Annotated in this window: 16 protein-coding genes; 7 read left to right on the plus strand and 9 right to left on the minus strand. The window is 66.4% G+C overall.

Going from position 1 to position 17,749, the window contains the following annotated elements:
* Positions 1-70: 70 nt before the first annotated feature.
* Together K323_RS26565 and K323_RS0115550 are read left to right on the plus strand one after the other, a co-directional pair.
* The gene (locus K323_RS26565; RefSeq protein ID WP_022886193.1) at positions 71-1,306 is read left to right on the plus strand and encodes an LLM class flavin-dependent oxidoreductase; all 1,236 of its coding nucleotides are present in this window, start codon (positions 71-73) and stop codon (positions 1,304-1,306) included.
* A gap of 2 nt (positions 1,307-1,308) precedes the next feature.
* Positions 1,309-1,935, plus strand: coding sequence for an FMN reductase (locus K323_RS0115550; RefSeq protein WP_022886194.1), 627 nt, complete (start codon positions 1,309-1,311; stop codon positions 1,933-1,935).
* 10 nt (positions 1,936-1,945) lie between these two features.
* On the opposite strand, the gene K323_RS0115555 is transcribed toward K323_RS0115550, so the two are convergent.
* Complete coding sequence (locus K323_RS0115555) at positions 1,946-4,588, minus strand: penicillin acylase family protein (protein WP_022886195.1); 2,643 nt, start codon at positions 4,586-4,588, stop codon at positions 1,946-1,948.
* Between the two features lie 81 nt (positions 4,589-4,669).
* Complete coding sequence (gene dapD / locus K323_RS0115560; RefSeq protein ID WP_026851713.1) at positions 4,670-5,686, minus strand: 2,3,4,5-tetrahydropyridine-2,6-dicarboxylate N-succinyltransferase; 1,017 nt, start codon at positions 5,684-5,686, stop codon at positions 4,670-4,672.
* A 17-nt stretch (positions 5,687-5,703) separates the two neighbouring features.
* Between dapD and dapE the strand changes: the two genes are divergently transcribed.
* The 3 genes from dapE to K323_RS26570 all read left to right on the plus strand — a co-directional run bounded on the left by dapE (position 5,704) and on the right by K323_RS26570 (position 8,345).
* Positions 5,704-6,816 carry a succinyl-diaminopimelate desuccinylase gene (dapE, locus tag K323_RS0115565; RefSeq protein WP_051147393.1) on the plus strand — a complete coding sequence of 371 codons (1,113 nt, stop codon included), beginning with the start codon at positions 5,704-5,706 and terminating at the stop codon, positions 6,814-6,816.
* Between the two features lie 40 nt (positions 6,817-6,856).
* On the plus strand, positions 6,857-8,056 hold the full coding sequence (locus tag K323_RS0115570; protein WP_026851715.1) for a membrane protein: 1,200 nt from the start codon (positions 6,857-6,859) through the stop codon (positions 8,054-8,056).
* 112 nt (positions 8,057-8,168) lie between these two features.
* Complete coding sequence (locus K323_RS26570; RefSeq protein WP_081882276.1) at positions 8,169-8,345, plus strand: DUF3117 domain-containing protein; 177 nt, start codon at positions 8,169-8,171, stop codon at positions 8,343-8,345.
* A 196-nt stretch (positions 8,346-8,541) separates the two neighbouring features.
* Here K323_RS26570 and K323_RS0115580 read toward each other — a convergent pair whose 3' ends face one another.
* A complete protein-coding gene (locus tag K323_RS0115580; RefSeq protein WP_022886201.1) occupies positions 8,542-9,174 on the minus strand; it encodes an O-methyltransferase in 633 nt (210 codons plus the stop codon).
* Between the two features lie 86 nt (positions 9,175-9,260).
* Here K323_RS0115580 and K323_RS0115585 point away from each other — a divergent pair, with 86 nt between their 5' ends.
* The gene (locus K323_RS0115585) at positions 9,261-9,626 is read left to right on the plus strand and encodes a sec-independent translocase (protein WP_022886202.1); all 366 of its coding nucleotides are present in this window, start codon (positions 9,261-9,263) and stop codon (positions 9,624-9,626) included.
* A 92-nt stretch (positions 9,627-9,718) separates the two neighbouring features.
* On the opposite strand, the gene K323_RS26575 is transcribed toward K323_RS0115585, so the two are convergent.
* From K323_RS26575 to K323_RS0115610, 5 genes are all read right to left on the minus strand, one after another.
* Positions 9,719-11,269: a succinic semialdehyde dehydrogenase gene (locus K323_RS26575; RefSeq protein ID WP_022886203.1), complete on the minus strand. Its 1,551-nt coding sequence runs from the start codon at positions 11,267-11,269 to the stop codon at positions 9,719-9,721.
* A 21-nt stretch (positions 11,270-11,290) separates the two neighbouring features.
* The gene (locus tag K323_RS0115595; RefSeq protein WP_157509459.1) at positions 11,291-12,187 is read right to left on the minus strand and encodes a hypothetical protein; all 897 of its coding nucleotides are present in this window, start codon (positions 12,185-12,187) and stop codon (positions 11,291-11,293) included.
* Positions 12,188-12,307: 120 nt separating this feature from the next.
* Complete coding sequence (locus tag K323_RS0115600) at positions 12,308-13,480, minus strand: Mrp/NBP35 family ATP-binding protein (RefSeq protein ID WP_026851716.1); 1,173 nt, start codon at positions 13,478-13,480, stop codon at positions 12,308-12,310.
* The gene (locus K323_RS0115605) at positions 13,470-14,048 is read right to left on the minus strand and encodes a DUF1003 domain-containing protein (RefSeq protein WP_022886206.1); all 579 of its coding nucleotides are present in this window, start codon (positions 14,046-14,048) and stop codon (positions 13,470-13,472) included. The genes K323_RS0115600 and K323_RS0115605 overlap by 11 nt, the downstream gene beginning before the upstream one ends.
* The gene (locus K323_RS0115610; protein ID WP_022886207.1) at positions 14,035-15,366 is read right to left on the minus strand and encodes a magnesium transporter MgtE N-terminal domain-containing protein; all 1,332 of its coding nucleotides are present in this window, start codon (positions 15,364-15,366) and stop codon (positions 14,035-14,037) included. Before K323_RS0115610 ends, K323_RS0115605 begins: the two co-directional genes overlap by 14 nt.
* A 56-nt stretch (positions 15,367-15,422) precedes the next feature.
* On the opposite strand from K323_RS0115610, the gene K323_RS26580 reads away from it, so the two are divergent.
* Entirely contained in the window at positions 15,423-16,106 is a 684-nt protein-coding gene (locus K323_RS26580) for a YflT domain-containing protein (RefSeq protein WP_022886208.1), read from the plus strand.
* A 28-nt stretch (positions 16,107-16,134) separates the two neighbouring features.
* Here K323_RS26580 and K323_RS0115620 read toward each other — a convergent pair whose 3' ends face one another.
* The gene (locus tag K323_RS0115620; protein WP_022886209.1) at positions 16,135-17,703 is read right to left on the minus strand and encodes an aminopeptidase P family protein; all 1,569 of its coding nucleotides are present in this window, start codon (positions 17,701-17,703) and stop codon (positions 16,135-16,137) included.
* Positions 17,704-17,749: the final 46 nt, after the last annotated feature.

Consider the following 17,749-nt stretch of genomic DNA (forward strand, 5'->3'; position numbering starts at 1 on the left):
GTTGATGAGGATATGCATGCAAACGCATTGAATGCGTTGCAGTGAGCAAACCAGGAGCGAGAGGCGAGAAATGCAGTTCGGAATCTTTACCGTCGGCGATGTCACGACCGACCCAACGACCGGACGCACCCCGGTCGACGCCGAGCGTATCAAGGCGATGCTGACTATCGGCAAGCATGCCGAGGATGTGGGCCTCGACGTCTTCGCCACCGGTGAGCACCACAACCCACCGTTCGTGCCGTCGAGCCCGACGACCATGCTCGGTTACCTCGCGGCGCAGACAAGCAGGATCATCCTCTCGACCGCCACCACGTTGATCACCACCAGCGATCCGGTCAAGATCGCCGAAGACTTCGCCATGCTTCAGGTCATCGCAGACGGCCGCGTCGACCTCACCCTCGGCCGTGGAAACACCGGACCGGTGTACCCGTGGTTCGGGCAAGACATCCGCCAGGGCATCCCATTGGCGCTGGAAAACTACGCGCTGCTGCGACGCCTCTGGGACGAGGAAGTGGTGGACTGGAGCGGCGAGTTCCGCACGCCCCTGCAGGGCTTCGTCTCGACGCCTCGCCCCCTCGACGGTGTTCCACCTTTCGTCTGGCACGGCAGCATCCGTAGCCCCGAAATCGCCGAGCAGGCCGCCTTCTACGGCGACGGTTTCTTTTCCAACCACATCTTCTGGCCGGCAGAGCACACCGCGAAGATGATCGCCTATTACCGCCAGCGCTTCGAGCACTACGGCCACGGGACCGCCCAGCAGGCGATCGTCGGCCTCGGCGGCCAGGTCTTCATGCGCAAAAACTCGCAGGACGCCGTCAACGAATTCCGTCCGTACTTTGACAACGCACCGGTATACGGGCACGGCCCGAGCCTGGAGGACTTCACCTCCCAGACGCCCCTCACCGTCGGCAGCCCGCAGGAAGTCATCGATCGCACGCTCGGTTTCCGCGACTACGCCGGCGACTACCAGCGCCAGCTCTGGCTGATGGACCACGCCGGCCTGCCGCTGAAGACCGTGCTCGAGCAGCTCGACATACTGGGCGGCGACGTTGTTCCGGTTCTCCGTGCGGAGTTCGCCAAGGACCGCCCGGCCGATGTGCCAGCGGGTCCGACCCACGAGTCGCTTGTGGCCGCCGCCGCGGTGAAGGCACAGGCACAGACACAGACACTGGCAGGGCGAGCCACGATCAAGGCTGCACCCGGCGCCGCATTCGGCCTGAGCGTCGTGGACCAGAATGTCGACCCGAGTGTCGAGCCGGCACCCGTTGACACCACCAAGATTGACACCACACAGAAGGGAGCGTAGTCATGACCGTTCGCACGCTCGCCGTCGTCTCGGCCGGCCTGAGCCAACCGTCGTCCACGCGCATGCTCGCAGATAAGCTCGCCGCAGCCACCGTCTCCCGGTTGGAGGAAGACGGCATCGAAACCCAGGTGCAGACGTTCGAACTGCGCGACGTCGCCCAAGACATCATGAACAACATGCTCACCGGTTTCCCGAGTCCGAAACTGGACTCGGTGATCGAGGCGGTGACCGGCGCAGACGGACTCATCGCCGTCACGCCGATCTTCACCACCAGCTACAGCGGCTTGTTCAAGTCGTTCTTCGACGTGATTGACAACAGGGCGCTGACCGAGATGCCGGTAGTGATCGGCGCGACAGCCGGAACTGCACGCCACTCGCTGGCGCTGGACTATGCACTCCGCCCGATGTTCACCTACCTGCACGCGGTCGTCGTCCCGACATCCGTCTATGCAGCCTCGGAGGACTGGGGAAGCGGGGCAGACACCGTGAAGACGTTGCCAGACCGGATCGATCGCGCGGCGGGCGAACTGGCGGCGCTGGTGGCCAGAACCGACCGCTCGCACCTGGTGCAGGATCCGTTCGCGCTCGACGCATCGTTCAGCCCCACCGGTGGTTTCCAGGCGCAGTAGAAACGCGCGGCTACCCGTTCTCTGGCGAGAGGGTGAGTGTGTCCTTGGCCTGGGCAGCGACCCGCTCCTGGCTGTACGGCCACGGCCGGGTCTCATTGTGCTGCCAGAGCGGGGTCTGGTCGGTGTAGTTCGGGTGGAACGCGTGCCCGGATGCCCCGGTGAGGTTGATCCAGGTCGAATCATCCCAGTCGGCGAGGCTGATCACCTGCCGCATCGACGGCACCCAGTCGACCACGTAACCCTGCGTGGTGTCTGACCCGTTCGCATTCACGACAGACGATCCGCCGCCGAGGGCGTACGGTCCGCGGTTGAACAGCCACTCGATCGGTGCAACACCCGACTCGCCGAAGCTGGCGTTGCGGATCTCCAGGGTGTGGATGCTGCCCCACTTCCAGTCTGTGGCGCTTGGGCCCATCAGTTCGGCTGCCTCCTTCGCCGAACGGGTGAGCACCCGTTCCAGCATGCTTTCCCGGTCGATCACACCGACGTTCGGGTTGTTCCAGCGTGGGGAATCCGGGTTGTCGAGCATCGCCGTGATGATCGCGAATGAGCGGTCGCCTCCGGTGAGCTCCGTTCCCTCTGGCAGCACGCCGTCGAACACATCCGCGAGGAGCTGACGCCAGACGACGTTGAAGTATGCGGCAGCGGCGCTGTCCGGGTCCAGCTCGTAGTCCCAGTCGTCGAATAGGGCCTGCGCCTGCCTGGCCGGGCCGTCGACGTCGACATCGCGCAGTACCGGAACCAGCCGGGCGGCGATCGCGCTGAAATTGTCGGCCTGGATCTCGCTCATCAGTTCGGTGGTCAACGGCGTGCCGGATGCGATCAGCTCTTCAAGGCGATCAGTGATGCGGTCGGCCCGGTAGCCCAGGTCCCAGTCCTGCGTGATCAGGTATGGGTAGTCGGCGCCGACCGGTGCGTTGTTGGCCGTCACGATATAGCCGCTCGGTGGATTGAACACCTGCGGCAGCTCCTCGAACGGGATGAACCCGGTCCAGCTGTACGCGCTCGACCAGCCCGGCACCGGCACGGTGCCGTCGCCAGAGCTCCGGATCGGGATCAGCCCTGGTGCCTGATAGCCGATGTTGCCGTCGACGTCGGCGTAGACGAGGTTCTGCGACGGCACCTCGAACAGTGCCGCTGCGGCGCGGAAACTCGGCCAGTCCGTTGCTCTGTTCATGGCAAAGATGGAGGCCGGTGTGCGCCCGGGGGTGAGTGCCGTCCACTGCAGGGAGAGCTCATAGGCGAACTCCGGCGCACCCTCCACGTCCTCTTCATCGAGACCGGCGGCATCCGGAAAGTCATTCGCGATGCCCGCATAGACCGAATCATCGGCGTCGGCCCCATCACCGCTGATGATCGGTCCGTGTTCCGTCGACCTGATTTCGATCTCGACGTCCTGCCCGCCCGCAACCGTGATGGTCTCGTTCCGCACGGTCAGCGGCTTCTCCACGCCGTCGTAGAGGTAGTTGTCACCCACAACCTTTTCGAGGTAGAGGTCCGCGACGTCCGGGCCCAGATTGGTGAACCCCCAGGCCACCCTGGAATTGTGTCCGATGATCACACCCGGCATACCGGAGAAGCTGTAGCCGGCGACATCGAATGGGCACTCCGCCGTGACCTCGGCGCAGCGAAGGCCCACCTGGTACCAGACCGACGGCATTGCAGGGCCGAGGTGCGGATCGTTGGCGAGGATCGGAGCGCCGGTGTCGGTGAGCGCGCCGGACACGACCCAGGAGTTCGACCCGATCTCGCCGCCTGCCGGCCCCAGTAGTTCCGGAAGACTCGCCAGGACCGTGCGCAGATGCGCTGCCGGTGTCGCTGCCGCCGTTGCTGCCACCTGCGCAACCGGTGCCGCAGCGGGTGTCGGCGTCGCCTCGGCAGGCGGCGCCGGTTGCCCGGCCGCAGGGAGGACCGGGATGGTGTTGCCCGCAGCAGGCCCGCCGACGATGGTCGGATGCGTGTCGTACGGGTAGCCCGGATGCAGCGCTGCGACGTCGGACGGCGGGAGCGTCGTCGTGAGGAGGGCGCGGTCGATCTCGTCGTCAAGATTGGAGCGCAGGTCCCAGGCCATCGCCTTCAACCAGGCCACCGAGTCGGCCGGCGTCCACGGCTCCGGCTTGTAGCCGGGGTTCTGGAGCCCGAGCACCACATACTCCAGCGAGAGGTCGGCTCCGTGGTGGGTCTCGAGGTAGGCATTCACACCGTCGGCATATGCCTGGTAGTACCCGAGGCTCACCGGGTCGAGCAACTTCACCTCTTCTTCGGCGATGGCACGCCAGCCGAGGGTGCGAATGAACGTATCGGTTTCGACCTGGCTCTGACCGAAGAGCTCGGAGAGCCGGCCGCTGGTCATGTGGCGGCGGAAGTCCATCTCCCAGAATCGGTCCTGGGCATGGACGTAGCCTTGGGCGGCGAACAGGTCGTCAGCTGTGGATGCGACGATCTGGGGAATGCCCGCATCATCGCGGTACACGGAGACGTCGGCGCTGAGTCCCGCTATGCTCGCGTCGCCCGAGAGATCGGGGAATGCCCGCATGACCGTCCAGGCGCCCACCGCGCCGGCCACGAGTGCAACACTGACGACGATGCCAAGCGTGATGAAGAGTGGCCGGAGTCGGCTGTGCCGTTTGCTGCGCGGTGCGTCTGTACCCACATCACTCCCTCGTGCTGTCAGTGATCGATCCTATCGATCCTGCTGCTGACCCCGTGGCCCCCGCTCCGGGGCCGCCGGGCCTCAGGCGTGCAGGTTCTCGTTCAGCTGGATGCCACTGCCACTGCGCGGGACGACTTCCACCGCGCCGGAGAGCGAGTTGCGACGGAACAGCAGGTTCGGGACCCCGGAGAACTCCACGGCCTTCGCGGTTCGCTTCGAGCCGTCCGGATTGGCCGCCGCGCCGACCACCACCACCTTCGTGCCTGCGGTGACATAGAGGCCCGCCTCGACGATGGTGTCATCGCCGATGGAGATTCCGATTCCGGAGTTCGCTCCGAGCAGGGCGCGTTCGCCAATCGACACTCGCTGGGTGCCCCCGCCGGAGAGAGTGCCCATGATGGACGCGCCGCCGCCGATGTCTGAGCCGTCCCCGACAACGACGCCCTGGGAGATCCGGCCCTCCACCATCGACGAACCGAGCGTGCCGGCGTTGAAGTTCACAAAACCTTCGTGCATCACGGTGGTTCCCGGTGCCAGGTGCGCACCGAGGCGAACCCGGGATGCGTCTGCAATGCGCACCCGGTCGGGTGTGACGTAGTCCAGCAGCGGCGGGAACTTGTCGAGACCGCTGGCCTGGATTCCGGCGCGCTTCAGTGACGCCCGCAACCGCTCGAAATCGGCCGGAAGCACCGGACCGACATTTGTCCACACGACAGACGGCAGATGGCGGAAGATACCGTCGAGGTTGATGGTGTTCGGCTGCACCAGGAGGTGCGAGAGAAGATGCAGGCGGAGGTAGGCATCGGAGACGCCGGCGGGGGCGGCGTCAAGCGTGATCTCGACGGTGACCGCTTCGATTCGCACATTCCTGCGCGCATCTTCTCCCGCAAGCTCGCCCAGTTCGGCAGGAACGATCCACCGATCGCGACCAGCCGGGAGCTCTCCGAGGGCGGGGGCGGGAAACCAGGTGTCGAGCATGGTTCCATCCCCGGCGACCGTGGCGAGCCCGTAGCCCCAGGCGTGGGTTGGCCGATGCGTGGGCCGCTGCGTGGGCTGATGCGTGGGCAGGGAGGAATCGTGGGGATGCTCGGTGGCCATGCCTCTAGATTAGTAGGGTGACTCAGAACCCACTCGCACCTGTACTCGACCCTGCCCTTGACCTGGCCGCCACCTCCATCGACCTCACCAGGCAGATCTGCGACGCCCAGTCCGTCTCGGGCAACGAGGGTGCGCTGGCCGACGCGATCGAGCACGCGCTCGCCGACAGCGCGCACCTCGAGATCATCCGCGACGGCGACACCATCGTGGCGCGAACGAACCTCGGTCGGGCGAAGCGAGTGGTCATCGCCGGTCACATCGACACCGTGCCGTTGAACAACAACCTCCCCACCCGGTTCGAGACCCTGGACGGGGTCGACTACCTGTGGGGGAGAGGCACTGTCGACATGAAGGCGGGAGTCGCCGTGCAGCTGAAGCTCGCCGCCGAACTCGCCTCTCCCGCCGTCGACGTGACCTGGATCTGGTACGACCACGAAGAGGTCTCCGCCGCGCTGAACGGCCTCGGACGCCTCTCCCGGAATCGCCCCGACTTGGTCGCTGCTGACTTCGCCATCCTCGGTGAGCCGAGTAACAGCCAGGTCGAAGGCGGCTGCAACGGCACCATCCACGTGGAGATCCGCGCACTCGGGCTCCGCGCCCATTCCGCCAGGGCCTGGGTGGGCGAGAATGCCATCCACAAGATCGCGCCGGTGCTGCGTATTCTCGCCGATTATCAGCCGCGCGAGGTCGAGGTCGACGGCCTGGTCTATCGCGAGGGGCTCAATGCCGTGGGTGTCAGTGGCGGAATCGCAGGCAACGTCATCCCCGACGAGGCAAAGGTGCTCGTCAACTACCGGTTCGCACCGAGCCGAACCGCCGACGAAGCTCTCGCGCACATCGAGGAGTTGTTCCCGGGCTACGAGATCACCGAAGTCGATCGCGCGGAAGGTGCGCGCCCCGGCCTCACAGCACCGCTCGCCCAGGAGTTTCTGGCCGCCGTCGGCGCCGAAGCGAGGCCCAAGTACGGCTGGACGGATGTCGCCCGCTTCTCAGCCATGGGCATCCCGGCCGTCAATTACGGGCCAGGTGACCCGCTGAAGGCACACGCGGACGACGAACGGGTTGCGCTCAGCCAGATCACCGAGTGCGAGAATGCATTGCGGTCCTGGCTGGACACTCCTGCCGGATGAGCGTGACGGCCCGGCCCGGCGATGACCCTGGCACCCGATCGTGAAAACACGGATTCCCGTCGGCTGGCGGGTACGGTACCGGCTGGTGCCGTGGTGGCTGAAGGTGATCGTGGTCTGGGCGGTGTCCCGGCTGGTCACGACAGCCATGGTGCTGACCCTGGCGAGTGTGCAGGGTCCGAATCCGTGGACAGGTGCTCACCCCGGATACGCCGACTTCGCGAACATCTGGGACGGCCGCTGGTACAACATCGTCGCCATGTCCGGCTATCCGTCCGTGCTCCCGCTCACCGCAGACGGGCACGTCACAGAGAACGCCTGGGCGTTCATGCCCGGGTATCCGGTCATCGTGCGCGGGCTCATGGAACTCTCCGGCCAGCCCTGGGCGCCGATCGCGGTCTTCGTTTCGCTCGGGTTCGGGCTTGCGACCGCCCTCCTCTTCTATCGGCTGATGGTGCGGGTGCTTCCCGGTCACGCCGTGCTGTTCTCCGTTGCGCTGTTCTGCTTCGCGCCGCTGTCGCCCCTCATGCAGTTCGGCTATGCGGAGTCGATGTACCTGTTCTTCCTGACCCTGGCGCTGCTGCTCCTGCTCGAGCGGCGGTACGCCCTGTTGTTCCCGGTGATAGCGGTGATGGCACTCACCAGACCGAGCGGTCTGGCATTCGCCCTGGCCCTCGCCCTGCACGTCGTGCATCGCTGGTTCACCCGTTCGAAGGATCCCTTCCCGGTACGCGAACGGATGCTGTCGGCATCCGTTTCCATCTTCAGCGGGATCATGGGGCTGGCGTGGCCGGTCGCGGCCTGGGTGGTGACCGGGTCGATCACGGCATACACCGACACCGAACTGGCCTGGCGTGCCCCGTACATCCACTACCAGGAGCTGATACCGTTCACCGCCTGGTTCCAGAGCGGCGTGTGGTGGCTCGGGTTGCCGCTCGGCATCATCGTGGTGGTCGCGATCATCCTCGCCTTCACACTGGTCATGCTGAGTCCGGCGGTGAAGCGGCTCGGCACCGACCTGCGGTTGTGGCTGCTCAGCTACGCGCTTTACCTGCTGGCCGTGTTCTTTCCGCAGTCGAGCACCTTTCGGCTGCTGGTGCCGATGTTCCCGATGCTCGGAGCCTTCGCCCTGCCGCGGTCGTCGCTGTACCGGTCGGGGTTACTGCTGGTCGCGATCGCCGGCCAGTGGGGCTGGCTGCTCCTGTGCTGGGGAGTTGACGGGGCCGACTGGACGCCACCGTGATGCGACGTGATCCAGCCGTCGCCCGTCGCACGCGGTCACGCACGCCGCGGGGATTACTGTCTGCGCCCAGAATGGTCGATAATGGTATCAAACACGAATGGAAGGGGAGTTCATGGCGGCCATGAAGCCACGGACCGGAGACGGGCCAATGGAGGCTGTAAAGGAGGGGCGCCTCATCATCGTGCGTGTACCGCTCGAGGGTGGAGGACGACTCGTCGTCTCTGTGAACGACGCTGAGGCCAAGGAACTCCACGACGCCCTCGCCGGTGTAGTGAACGCGGTCAAGTAGCGCCATCTGGGATTTGACGATCGGCTGTGCAGCCTGGCTGCACAGCCGATCGTCGCGTTAACGGATGCGCGGGGCGGCATTTCGGCATTGCCGATGAACGCGGTCGCCGTCGGACTCGGCCGCAGTAGACCTCGGCCGCAGTAGACCTCAGCCGCGGTCGAACTCTGCCGCGGTCGAATTCACGCCGTCGTCGAACTCAGAGGTTCAGCCTGGTGATCTGCAGCAGGCCATCGCCGACAGGTGAGAGGGCGCTGACCACGGCCGTCGAGGCACCGATCTCACTCAGCAGCGATCGGAATCCGGTCGCCACATCGTCGCGCCTCGCCGGGTCGGCGACGCGCCCGCGCCAGAGGGCGTGGGCGACCAGCACGGTTCCGCCAGGGCGAACGAGCCGAAGCCCATGCTCGACGTATTCGATGACGGACTGCGGGTCTGCATCGACGAAGACGATGTCGTAGGAGTTCTCGTTCATGCGCGGCAGTACTTCTGCCGCCTTGCCGGTGATGAGCCGAACGCGGTTGCCGGGGATGCCGGACTCGGAGAAGTTCGCCTTCGCATGCTGCTGGTGATCAACCTCGGTGTCGATGGAGGTGATCGTCGCGCCCGGCGCACCGGTCAGAAGCCACATTCCGGAAACGCCCGCACCGGTGCCGACCTCGAGGATCGTCCTGGCACCCGTTGCAGCGGCAATGACGGCCATCTGCGCCCCGACACCGGGGGAGACGGCATCGATCCCCAGTTCGAGCGACTGCTGCCTGGCGCGGGTCTGCGCGTCGGTTTCGACAACGGAGTCGTCGGAGAATTTCCAGTTCAGATCTTTGTCAGACACAGTTGCACTCCAGTTGGTGGGTGTGTAAAGACTACGGCCGTGCGGCGCGGGTCTTCGGATGCCCCGCCGGGAGCTATCCTGAGTGGATGTTCGGTCTGACCTTCGAGAAGCTCCTCATCATCGGGGTCATCGCTGTTTTCCTGCTCGGCCCGGAGCGATTGCCCCACTACGCCGCCCAACTCGGCCGCCTCGTGCGCCAGCTTCGGGACATGGCCAACGGCGCGAAAGACCGCGTGCGCGATGAGATGGGCCCCGAGTTCGACGACCTGGACTGGAAGAAGCTCGATCCCCGACAGTACGACCCGCGCCGCATCATCCGCGAGGCGCTGGCCGACGCCGACCCGCTCGCAGACGAGCCCGCGACCGTCTCCCGTGCGCCCAATCCGAACGGCGCCTACCTGCAGAAGAAGAACGGCGCGGCGCCGGCCCCGTTCGACTCCGAGGCCACCTGACGCGGCATGCGCACGTTGTGAGGTGCCAGCTTCTCTTAGTGTTGCGGGCGCCGCACCAGGACATGCTGGCCCCTCACGCGCGGGGACTGCGGTCAGCGCCGGCGGACGGCCTTCAGGACGCGCGCCAGCAGCAGCATCGGACCGGCAAGCCCTGCGAACTCCCGGCCGAGCCGGGGGAGTTGCAGCAGCCCCGTCGCGCGCGAGATGGTCATGGCATCGACGAACCTGAGCAGTCCCTCCGGGCCGTTTCTGCGCCCGAGCCCAGACTGTTTGACGCCGCCCATCGGAGCGTCGATCGAAGAAAAAGACCCGCGATAGCCCTCGTTGATGTTGACGCTCCCGGCCTCGATGGCGGCCGCGACGCGGAACGCTCGGCGCGGTGAACCCGACAGTACCGAGGCATTCAGGCCGAACGCACTGCTGTTCGCGGCCAGGATCGCTTCCTGGTCAGAGTCGACGATCGTCACAGACACCACAGGGCCGAACGTCTCGGTCGCAAAACACTCCATCTCCGGTGTGACCCCGGTGAGGATGGTCGGCTCGAAGAACAGCGGCCCGATGTCTGGCCTGGCCCTTCCGCCGGCCGCCACCGTCGCTCCACGCGACACCGCGTCAGCAACATGAGCGGAGACCCGGTCGAGCTGTGCCTGGGTGGTGAGGGAACCGACATCGGTCGAATAGTCGAACGCACCACCGAGCTTCAGACGGCCGGTCACCTCGGCGAACTCCCGCAGGAAGTCGGCTGCGACCGGGCGCTGCACGTAAATCCGCTCGATGGACACGCACAACTGCCCCAGCGAGGAGAAACAGGCGTACGCGGCATCCGTCGCCGCCTTTCTCGGGTCTGCGTCGTCAAGCACCAGCAGGGGATTCTTACCGCCGAGCTCGAGAGACGCACCGGTGAGATTCTCGGCAGCCTGGGCGGCGACGCGCTTGCCGGTGGCCGTCGAACCCGTGAAGCAGATGAAGTCGGCCTCGTTCGTGACCGCGCTGCCGATGGTCGACCCGTCGCCGGTGACGACGCTCCACAGCTGCTCTGGCACGCCCGCTTCGATGAACGCGCTGCGGAGGGCGAGGATGCTGAGCGCCCCCTGGTTGTCGGCCTTCTGCACGACCCCGCAGCCTGCGGCGAGGGCGGGAATGACGTCCATGGCCGCCAGACTGAGCGGATAGTTCCACGGCGTGATGACGCCGGCGACACCCTTGGGCCGGTAGCGCACCCTGGTGGTGACGACAAGGGGGATGCCTGCTCGACGGCGACCACCTCGCAGCACCGGCCTGGCGGCAAGCGCGTTGTAGCGGGTGACGCTCGCGACCTGGAAGATCTCCTCGAACGCCTGCCCACGGGTCTTGCCCGTCTCGGACTGCACGATATCCAGCATCCGCTCGCGGCGCTCCAGAACCAGGTCGTGCGCACGGAGAAGCACAGCCCGCCGGTGCGCGAAGCCGGCGCGCGCCCAGGCCAGCTGTTCCAGTCGAGCCCTGGCATAGGCATCCCGAACGTCGTTCTCACTGCTCACCGGAAGCTCGTGTAGCACGAGTCCGCTGAACGGCGCGATCACGGGAACGGTCTCACCTGAGGAGGAGACGATGTCGCGGTCGAGCGTGACGATGAGCTGGTTGTCGAGTGGAGAGGCTGGCATACCGGCAGTCTAAGACAGCGGTCAGTACCCGCAGTACGCGGCGACCCAACCGTAGATCTGGCTGCGGAGCGCGTTGCCGACGGTGAGTTTCCAGGTGCCGGACGGGCCGGCGGACGTCGTGATGGCGAACGGGAAGACCGTTCCGACCTTGTCTTCCGCGATGGCATGCGGGTCACACCGGGCGGGGCGGAGGTCGAGCGACACGGTCTGCTGCGGGCCGGTGCCATCGATCACGGTGGCGACGGGCCAGCCGCCGCCCGAAGGGGAATCGAGGAGGATGGTGGATCCGACGCTGTCGATGGTGACGCTCCTGGGTGCGCCGGTCGGAGTCAGCGCAAGATCGATCCAGGCGACGGATGCCGCGCCGATTCCCTCGATGCGGAGGATGTCGGCCGGGGTGACAGTGAGCACGGAATCGATCGCCTCGCCGAGGCAGTCCTCCGCGGCGATGCGGTCGATCGCGCCGGTGTCGTCGTCGGGGGAGGAGACGGTCGCGTCTGCCGTGCGGCCGTCGGGCATCCGCCACTCGACGGTGAGTGTCGCCGGCGCGCCGAGTTCGCCGCTGCACACCGGGTCGCCGAGCTGAACCCGGAGGTCGCGGGTGAGGCCGGGGCGCAGGAGAACTTCCCCGGTGAACATCGCCCGCCCGCCGAAGTGCGGCGAGGTGAACTCGGCTCCGGTGACGGTCAGGGCCTTGCTGCCGCCGTTGGTGACGCTGAGGTCCACAATGCGCGCTGCGTAGTCTGACCGCGGTTGGTACACACGCACCGTGACGCCTTCCGGCAGCCCGGCCGCGGCATCCGTCGTCTGGCTCGGCGCAGTGCCCTCGCCGGTGCAGGCAGCCAGCGCCAGAACCACACCCACGGCGACGGATGCCGCCAGCCGGGTGCGGAGGTTCACGCGACGTCGTCCTCGCATGGCGGACAGTCTAGAACAGCCCGCCGAGCCGTGACTTAAGCACGTAAAAGTGCGCTGGGAACGTGCTTAAATCACGGTTCGGCGAGACCAGATGCACGGCCAGCGGCGAGATCAGCGCGGTCAGCGGGGGGAGAACGGGAGACTCCGACCGGACAGACCACGGGCGCGCGTTGCGAGGCGAGTGGCGACCGCGCGGATGGCGATACTCGCCGGATCGTTCGGGTCGCTGAGCACGACGGGCACGCCGAGATCTCCTCCGGAGCGCAGGGGAACGCTGAGCGGCACCTTGGCGAGCACCGGAACCTCAGCGTCCTGCCCAGCGGACAGTCGCCTGGCAACCTCGTCGCCCCCGCCAGATCCGAACAACTCGAGCACGGTTCCGTCGGGCTGGGCGAGCCCCGACATGTTCTCGATCACGCCGAAAACGCTCTGGCCGGTCTGGCGCGCCACAACGCCGCTGCGTTCAGCGACGTCTGCGGCGGCCGGCTGCGGCGTCGTGACCACCAGCACCTCGGCGTGCGGAAGCAGCTGCCCGACCGAGATGGCCACATCGCCGGTGCCTGGCGGCAGGTCGAGCAGCAAGACGTCGAGATCGCCGAAGTACACGTCAGTGAGAAACTGGTTGATCGTGCGGTGCAGCATCGGTCCGCGCCACGCCACCGCGGCCTTCGGGTCGTCAATGAACATGCCGATCGAGATGACCTTCACGTCGTACGCGATCGGCGGCAGGATCATGTCGCCGACCTGCGTCGGCTTCACGGCAAGACCGTTGCCCTCAGGCGTGGAGTCGACCAGGCCGAGCAGACCGGGAATCGAGAATCCATACACGTCGGCGTCGATCACACCGACCCGCAGTCCCTGCGCGGCCAGCTCCACGGCCAGGTTCGCCGTGATCGTTGACTTGCCGACCCCACCCTTCCCGCTGGTGACCGCATAGACGCGGGTCAGCGAATCAGGCCCGAACTGCACTCCTCTGGCGACCTTGCCGCCGCGGAGCCGCTCGGTCAGCGCCTGCCGCTGCTCGCGCGTCATCACCGAGACCTCGACCGTCGCGTTTCCGCTGCCGGAGACAGACTCAGCCGCCTCGAGTACATCACTTTCGATGCGACGCGCCGCCGGGCATCCGGCAATCGTCAAACGGATGCCGACACGCACGTGACCGTCGTCGGTCGCCGTAACGCTGCCCACCATGTCGAGCTCGGTGATGGGCCTCCGGATCTCCGGGTCGATCACCCCGGCCAGCGCGACGCGAACCTTGGCTTCTCTCGACCGGGCGACCGACTCAGAGGTCAACCGGCCCACGCTCGCTGTTGCGTGCCGCCCCGTCTGCCGCTGCCCTGGGGCTGTCAGGTTCTTCCTCACCCTGCCGCTCGTCGAGCGATTCGAGCAGGCTGCGCAGCTCAGCGCGGATGAAGTCCTTCGATGCCATGTCTTTCACCGCGAGCCGGAGCGCAACGACCTCACGCGCGAGGTATTCGGTGTCTGCGAGGTTGCGTTCCGCACGCTGCCGGTCCTGTTCGATCTGCACCCGGTCGCGGTCGTCCTGGCGGTTCTGCGCGAGCAGGATCATCGGGGCGGCGTACGACGCCTGCAAGGACAGCACAAGGGTCAGCGCAATGAAGCCGAGTTCGATCGAGTCGAAGCGCAGGTGAATCGGGGCAACGGTGTTCCAGAGGATCCACGCGATGGTGAAGCCCGTGAGCCCGAGCAGGAACCACGGCGTGCCCATGCCGCGTGCGATCGACTCGGTGAAGCGGCCGAAGCGGTCACTGTTGCCACCCCGACCACGGCCGATCAGCGCATTGCTGCGCAGGCCCTTCGGCGCGTCGAGGCGGACATCTGACTTGTTAACCCTTGCCATGTCCACTCCTCCTTCCGCCCGGGAGCTGGATACTGCCGGTCATCAACTGTGTTCTCTCCGCCGCCCGGCGCTGAACGTCGTCGTTGCCGTCACGGCTTCGCCAGTCGTCAGGCAGCAGGTAGTCGAGGACGTCGTCAATCGTCACCACCCCGACGAGTCGGTGGTTCTCGTCGACCACGGGCACGGAGACGAGGTCGTAACTCGCCAGGATGCGGGAGACCTCCGCCGCCGAGGTGTCTGCGGTGACGGGTTCGAGACCCGCGTCCAGCAGCGTGCCGAGCCGCTCATGGGGCGGGTAGCGCAGCATCCGCTGGAAATGCACCATGCCGAGGAATCGGCCTGTCGGTGGTTCGTACGGCGGCAGTGTCACGCAGATCGCCGCGCCGAGCGCCGGTGCCAGGTCATGGCGACGGATGAGGGCCAGGCCCTCTGCGACGGTGGCGTCGGCCGAGACGATGATCGGCTCCGTCGTCATGAGCCCGCCAGCCGTGTCCGGTGCGTAGGAGAGCAGGAAGCGCACGTCTTCCGCCTCCTCCGGCTCCATCAGGTCGAGAAGCTGCTCGCCACGCTCCTCTGGAAGCTGCGCGATGAGGTCTGCGGCGTCATCCGGCTGCATGTGGTCGAGCACGTCGGCCGCGCGGGCGTCGCCGAGGGTGGTGAGGATGCTGACCTGCTCGTGCTCCGGCATCTCCTCAAGGGCGTCGGCGAGGCGATCGTCTGAGAGCTCGCCCGCGACCTCGAACATGCGCTCCTGCGGTAGGTCAAGGAGGGTATTCGCCAGGTCGGCCGGCTTCAGCTCGGAGTATGTCGCGATCAGCTGTTCTGCCGACTGTGCTTCGCCCGCCGTGGTCTTCTCCCGAACCTCATTCCAGGTCACAAACGCGGTCGTGCCCTTCGCGAACGGGGAGCCGCCGACCTTCGGGCGCCTCACGAACAGCTGGCTGACCGCCCAATCGCCCTGGGGAGAGGCCTCAATGGCGACGTCTTCGATGGTGGCTTCGCCCGAACCGTCGTTGAAGAGCATCTTGCGGCCGAGCAACTCGGCGATCACCCGTACCTCACCGCCGCGCTGCTCGAACCGGCGCACGTTGATGAGACCCGTGGTGATGATCTGGCCACTGCCGATACTCGTGACCCGATTGATCGACACGAACACCCGCCGTTTTCCGGGGATTTCGACGATCAGGCCGACAACGCGGGGCGGGTCGCTTTTTCGGTAGACCACCAATACATCGCGCACCTTGCCCACGCGGTCGCCCGCGGGGTCGAAAACGGTGCACCCGGCCAGTCGGGCGACAAATACTCTGGTGGCACTCACAGTACAAATCTAGGCCACCGGGCGGTGATTTCCGGCCCCCGTGGGAGAATGGCGGCATGAGCAGTCAATCTCCGTTCGGTGGCCGCAGGGGCGCCAGGTTTCCCACACTTCCCAAAGGGGACGTCGTGCAGACGTACGAGACCTACCAGGAGGCGCAGGCCGCGGTCGACACTCTGGCTAAGGCCGATTTTCCGGTCAAGGAACTCTCGATCATCGGCAGTGACCTGAAGACGGTCGAGCGGGTGACGGGCAAGCTCACCTGGGGCCGCGTCGCGATTGCGGGCGCGGCATCCGGAGCCTGGCTCGGCGTATTTTTCGGCCTGCTCTTCTTCATCTTCTCACCCGCCGGAGCCGGGCTGCCGTTCCTTATCGCCGCCGTGCTGATCGGCGCCGGTTTCGGAATGCTGTTCGGCGTCGTCAGCTATTCGATCAACCGCCGTCGGCGCGACTTCACCTCTGTCATGCAGGTGATCGCCGGGGGGTACCAGGTCATCGTCGAGACCAGCCTCGTCAACCGCGCACGCAACGTGCTGGCCGGCCACGGCGAATCGGCAGACGCGCAGACGGCGACGGATGCTGCGCCGGCGCCGCATCCGTCAGACCCGCCGCGTGGCCTGCCGTCGCAAACGGAGCCGCCTGCAGCGACGCCAGAGACCGAAGACCCGACGCCCAGTGATGTTCCGGCCGGTACGCCGCCGCCTGAGGCGCCTCCGCGTTACGGTGAGCGCCCCGGCAGCTAGCCGCAGAACTGATTACCCGCCGAACTGATTACCCGCCGAGGCGCGCGATCCAGGCCTCTACGTCGTCTGCTGTGCGCGGGATGGCTGCCGAGAGGTTCTCCGCCCCCTCTGCTGTGATCAGGATGTCGTCTTCGATGCGCACGCCGATTCCGCGGAACTCCGCCGGAACCGTCAGGTCGTCCGGCTGGAAGTAGAGCCCGGGCTCGATGGTGAACACCATGCCGGGTTCGATGACGCCGTCCATGTACATCTCGCGCCGCGCCTGCGCGCAGTCGTGCACGTCGAGACCCAGGTGGTGGCTGGTGCCGTGCACCATGTACCTGCGGTGGTGCCCGTTGTCGGGCTCCAGGGCTTCCTCCGCAGTGACCGGCAGCATGCCCCAGTCTGCGACGTGCCGCGCGATGACCGCCATGGCCGCTGCATGTACCTCGCGGAACACCGCGCCGGGCCTGGCGACGGCGAATGCGGCATCCGCTGCCTCGCGCACGGCCTCGTACACCTGGCGCTGCACATCGCTGAACCGGCCGTTGACGGGCAGGGTGCGGGTGATGTCGGCCGTGTAGTAGCTGTCGATCTCGACGCCGGCGTCGATCAGGATCACGTCGCCCGGTACAACAGGACCGTTGTTGTGGGTCCAGTGCAGGATGCAGGCGTGGGGTCCGGATGCGGCGATCGTGTCGTAACCGACGGTGTTGCCGTCTGCGCGAGCGCGGGTGTTGAAGACGCCCTCGACCAGGCGCTCTCCCCGTTCGTGCGTGCTCGACCTGGCGAGGTCGGCGATCACGTCTTCGAAGCCGCGCGCCGTGGCGGCGACGGCGAGGCGCATCTGCTCGATCTCCCAGGCATCCTTGACCAGACGAAGCTCTGACAGGTCGCGGGCCAGCTGTTCGTCTGGGTCGTGTTCCCCGTTGACCTCAAGGCTGAACGGCGAATCAGAGGCGTTGGTGCTGAGTGCACGCTCTGCCGCGAAGCGGAGCCTGGCCTCATCGACGCTCTCGGTGAGTGCCGGGTCTGCCTCGCGATTGACGAGAGTCTCGCTGTTGATCGTCTCGAGAACACCGTCGAACTCTGCGATGCCGCGCACGGCGAGGTCGAGGTCGCTGGCGACCTGCTCGATAGACGGGCGCGGCCCGATCCAGAACTCGCCGATCTCGGGGTTGGCATAGAACTCGTCTGAGTCGCGTCCGGCGCGCTCGCGGAAGTACACGGTGGCGTCGTGGCCGTTCGGCGTTGGCTCCAGCACCAGCACGGCGCCCGGCTCTGAGTCGCTGCCCCAGCCGGTGAGGTGGGCGAATGCAGAATGCGCGCGGAAGGCGTAGTCGGTATCGTTCGAGCGTTGCTTCAGCCGGCCGGCCGGGATGATCAGGCGCTGGCCTGTGTATTTCTCAGACAATCGCGCCCGGCGCGCGGCGGCGAATGCGGCGGACTCGCGAGCAGGGGGAAGCACATCGCTCTGTGGCGCCCACTGGCTGGAGATGTAGTCCTTGAACGTGTCGGACGCCGGTGTGGTCGACCGGTTCGAATTCGGCCGCTTCTCATTGTTGTGGTCAGCGGCGTGCTGGGCGGGGGAATCGATTGTATCGGTGGAATCGGCCATGCCTCCATTGTGGCACCCGGGTATCCGTGACGGCTGAAACCGGCCT

It is taken from the genome of Glaciibacter superstes DSM 21135 (assembly GCF_000421145.1).
In the GTDB taxonomy this organism is placed as follows: domain Bacteria; phylum Actinomycetota; class Actinomycetes; order Actinomycetales; family Microbacteriaceae; genus Cryobacterium; species Cryobacterium superstes.

Excerpts from the sequence above, each read along its gene's own strand:
- K323_RS26565 (WP_022886193.1), top strand. The coding sequence starts at position 71 with ATGCAGTTCGGAATCTTTACCGTCGGCGATGTCACGACCGACCCAACG.
- K323_RS0115550 (WP_022886194.1), top strand. The coding sequence starts at position 1,309 with ATGACCGTTCGCACGCTCGCCGTCGTCTCGGCCGGCCTGAGCCAACCG.
- dapD (WP_026851713.1), bottom strand. The coding sequence starts at position 5,686 with ATGGCCACCGAGCATCCCCACGATTCCTCCCTGCCCACGCATCAGCCC.
- K323_RS26570 (WP_081882276.1), top strand. The coding sequence starts at position 8,169 with ATGGCGGCCATGAAGCCACGGACCGGAGACGGGCCAATGGAGGCTGTA.
- K323_RS0115585 (WP_022886202.1), top strand. The coding sequence starts at position 9,261 with ATGTTCGGTCTGACCTTCGAGAAGCTCCTCATCATCGGGGTCATCGCT.
- K323_RS26575 (WP_022886203.1), bottom strand. The coding sequence starts at position 11,269 with ATGCCAGCCTCTCCACTCGACAACCAGCTCATCGTCACGCTCGACCGC.
- K323_RS0115595 (WP_157509459.1), bottom strand. The coding sequence starts at position 12,187 with ATGCGAGGACGACGTCGCGTGAACCTCCGCACCCGGCTGGCGGCATCC.
- K323_RS0115605 (WP_022886206.1), bottom strand. The coding sequence starts at position 14,048 with ATGGCAAGGGTTAACAAGTCAGATGTCCGCCTCGACGCGCCGAAGGGC.
- K323_RS26580 (WP_022886208.1), top strand. The coding sequence starts at position 15,423 with ATGAGCAGTCAATCTCCGTTCGGTGGCCGCAGGGGCGCCAGGTTTCCC.
- K323_RS0115620 (WP_022886209.1), bottom strand. The coding sequence starts at position 17,703 with ATGGCCGATTCCACCGATACAATCGATTCCCCCGCCCAGCACGCCGCT.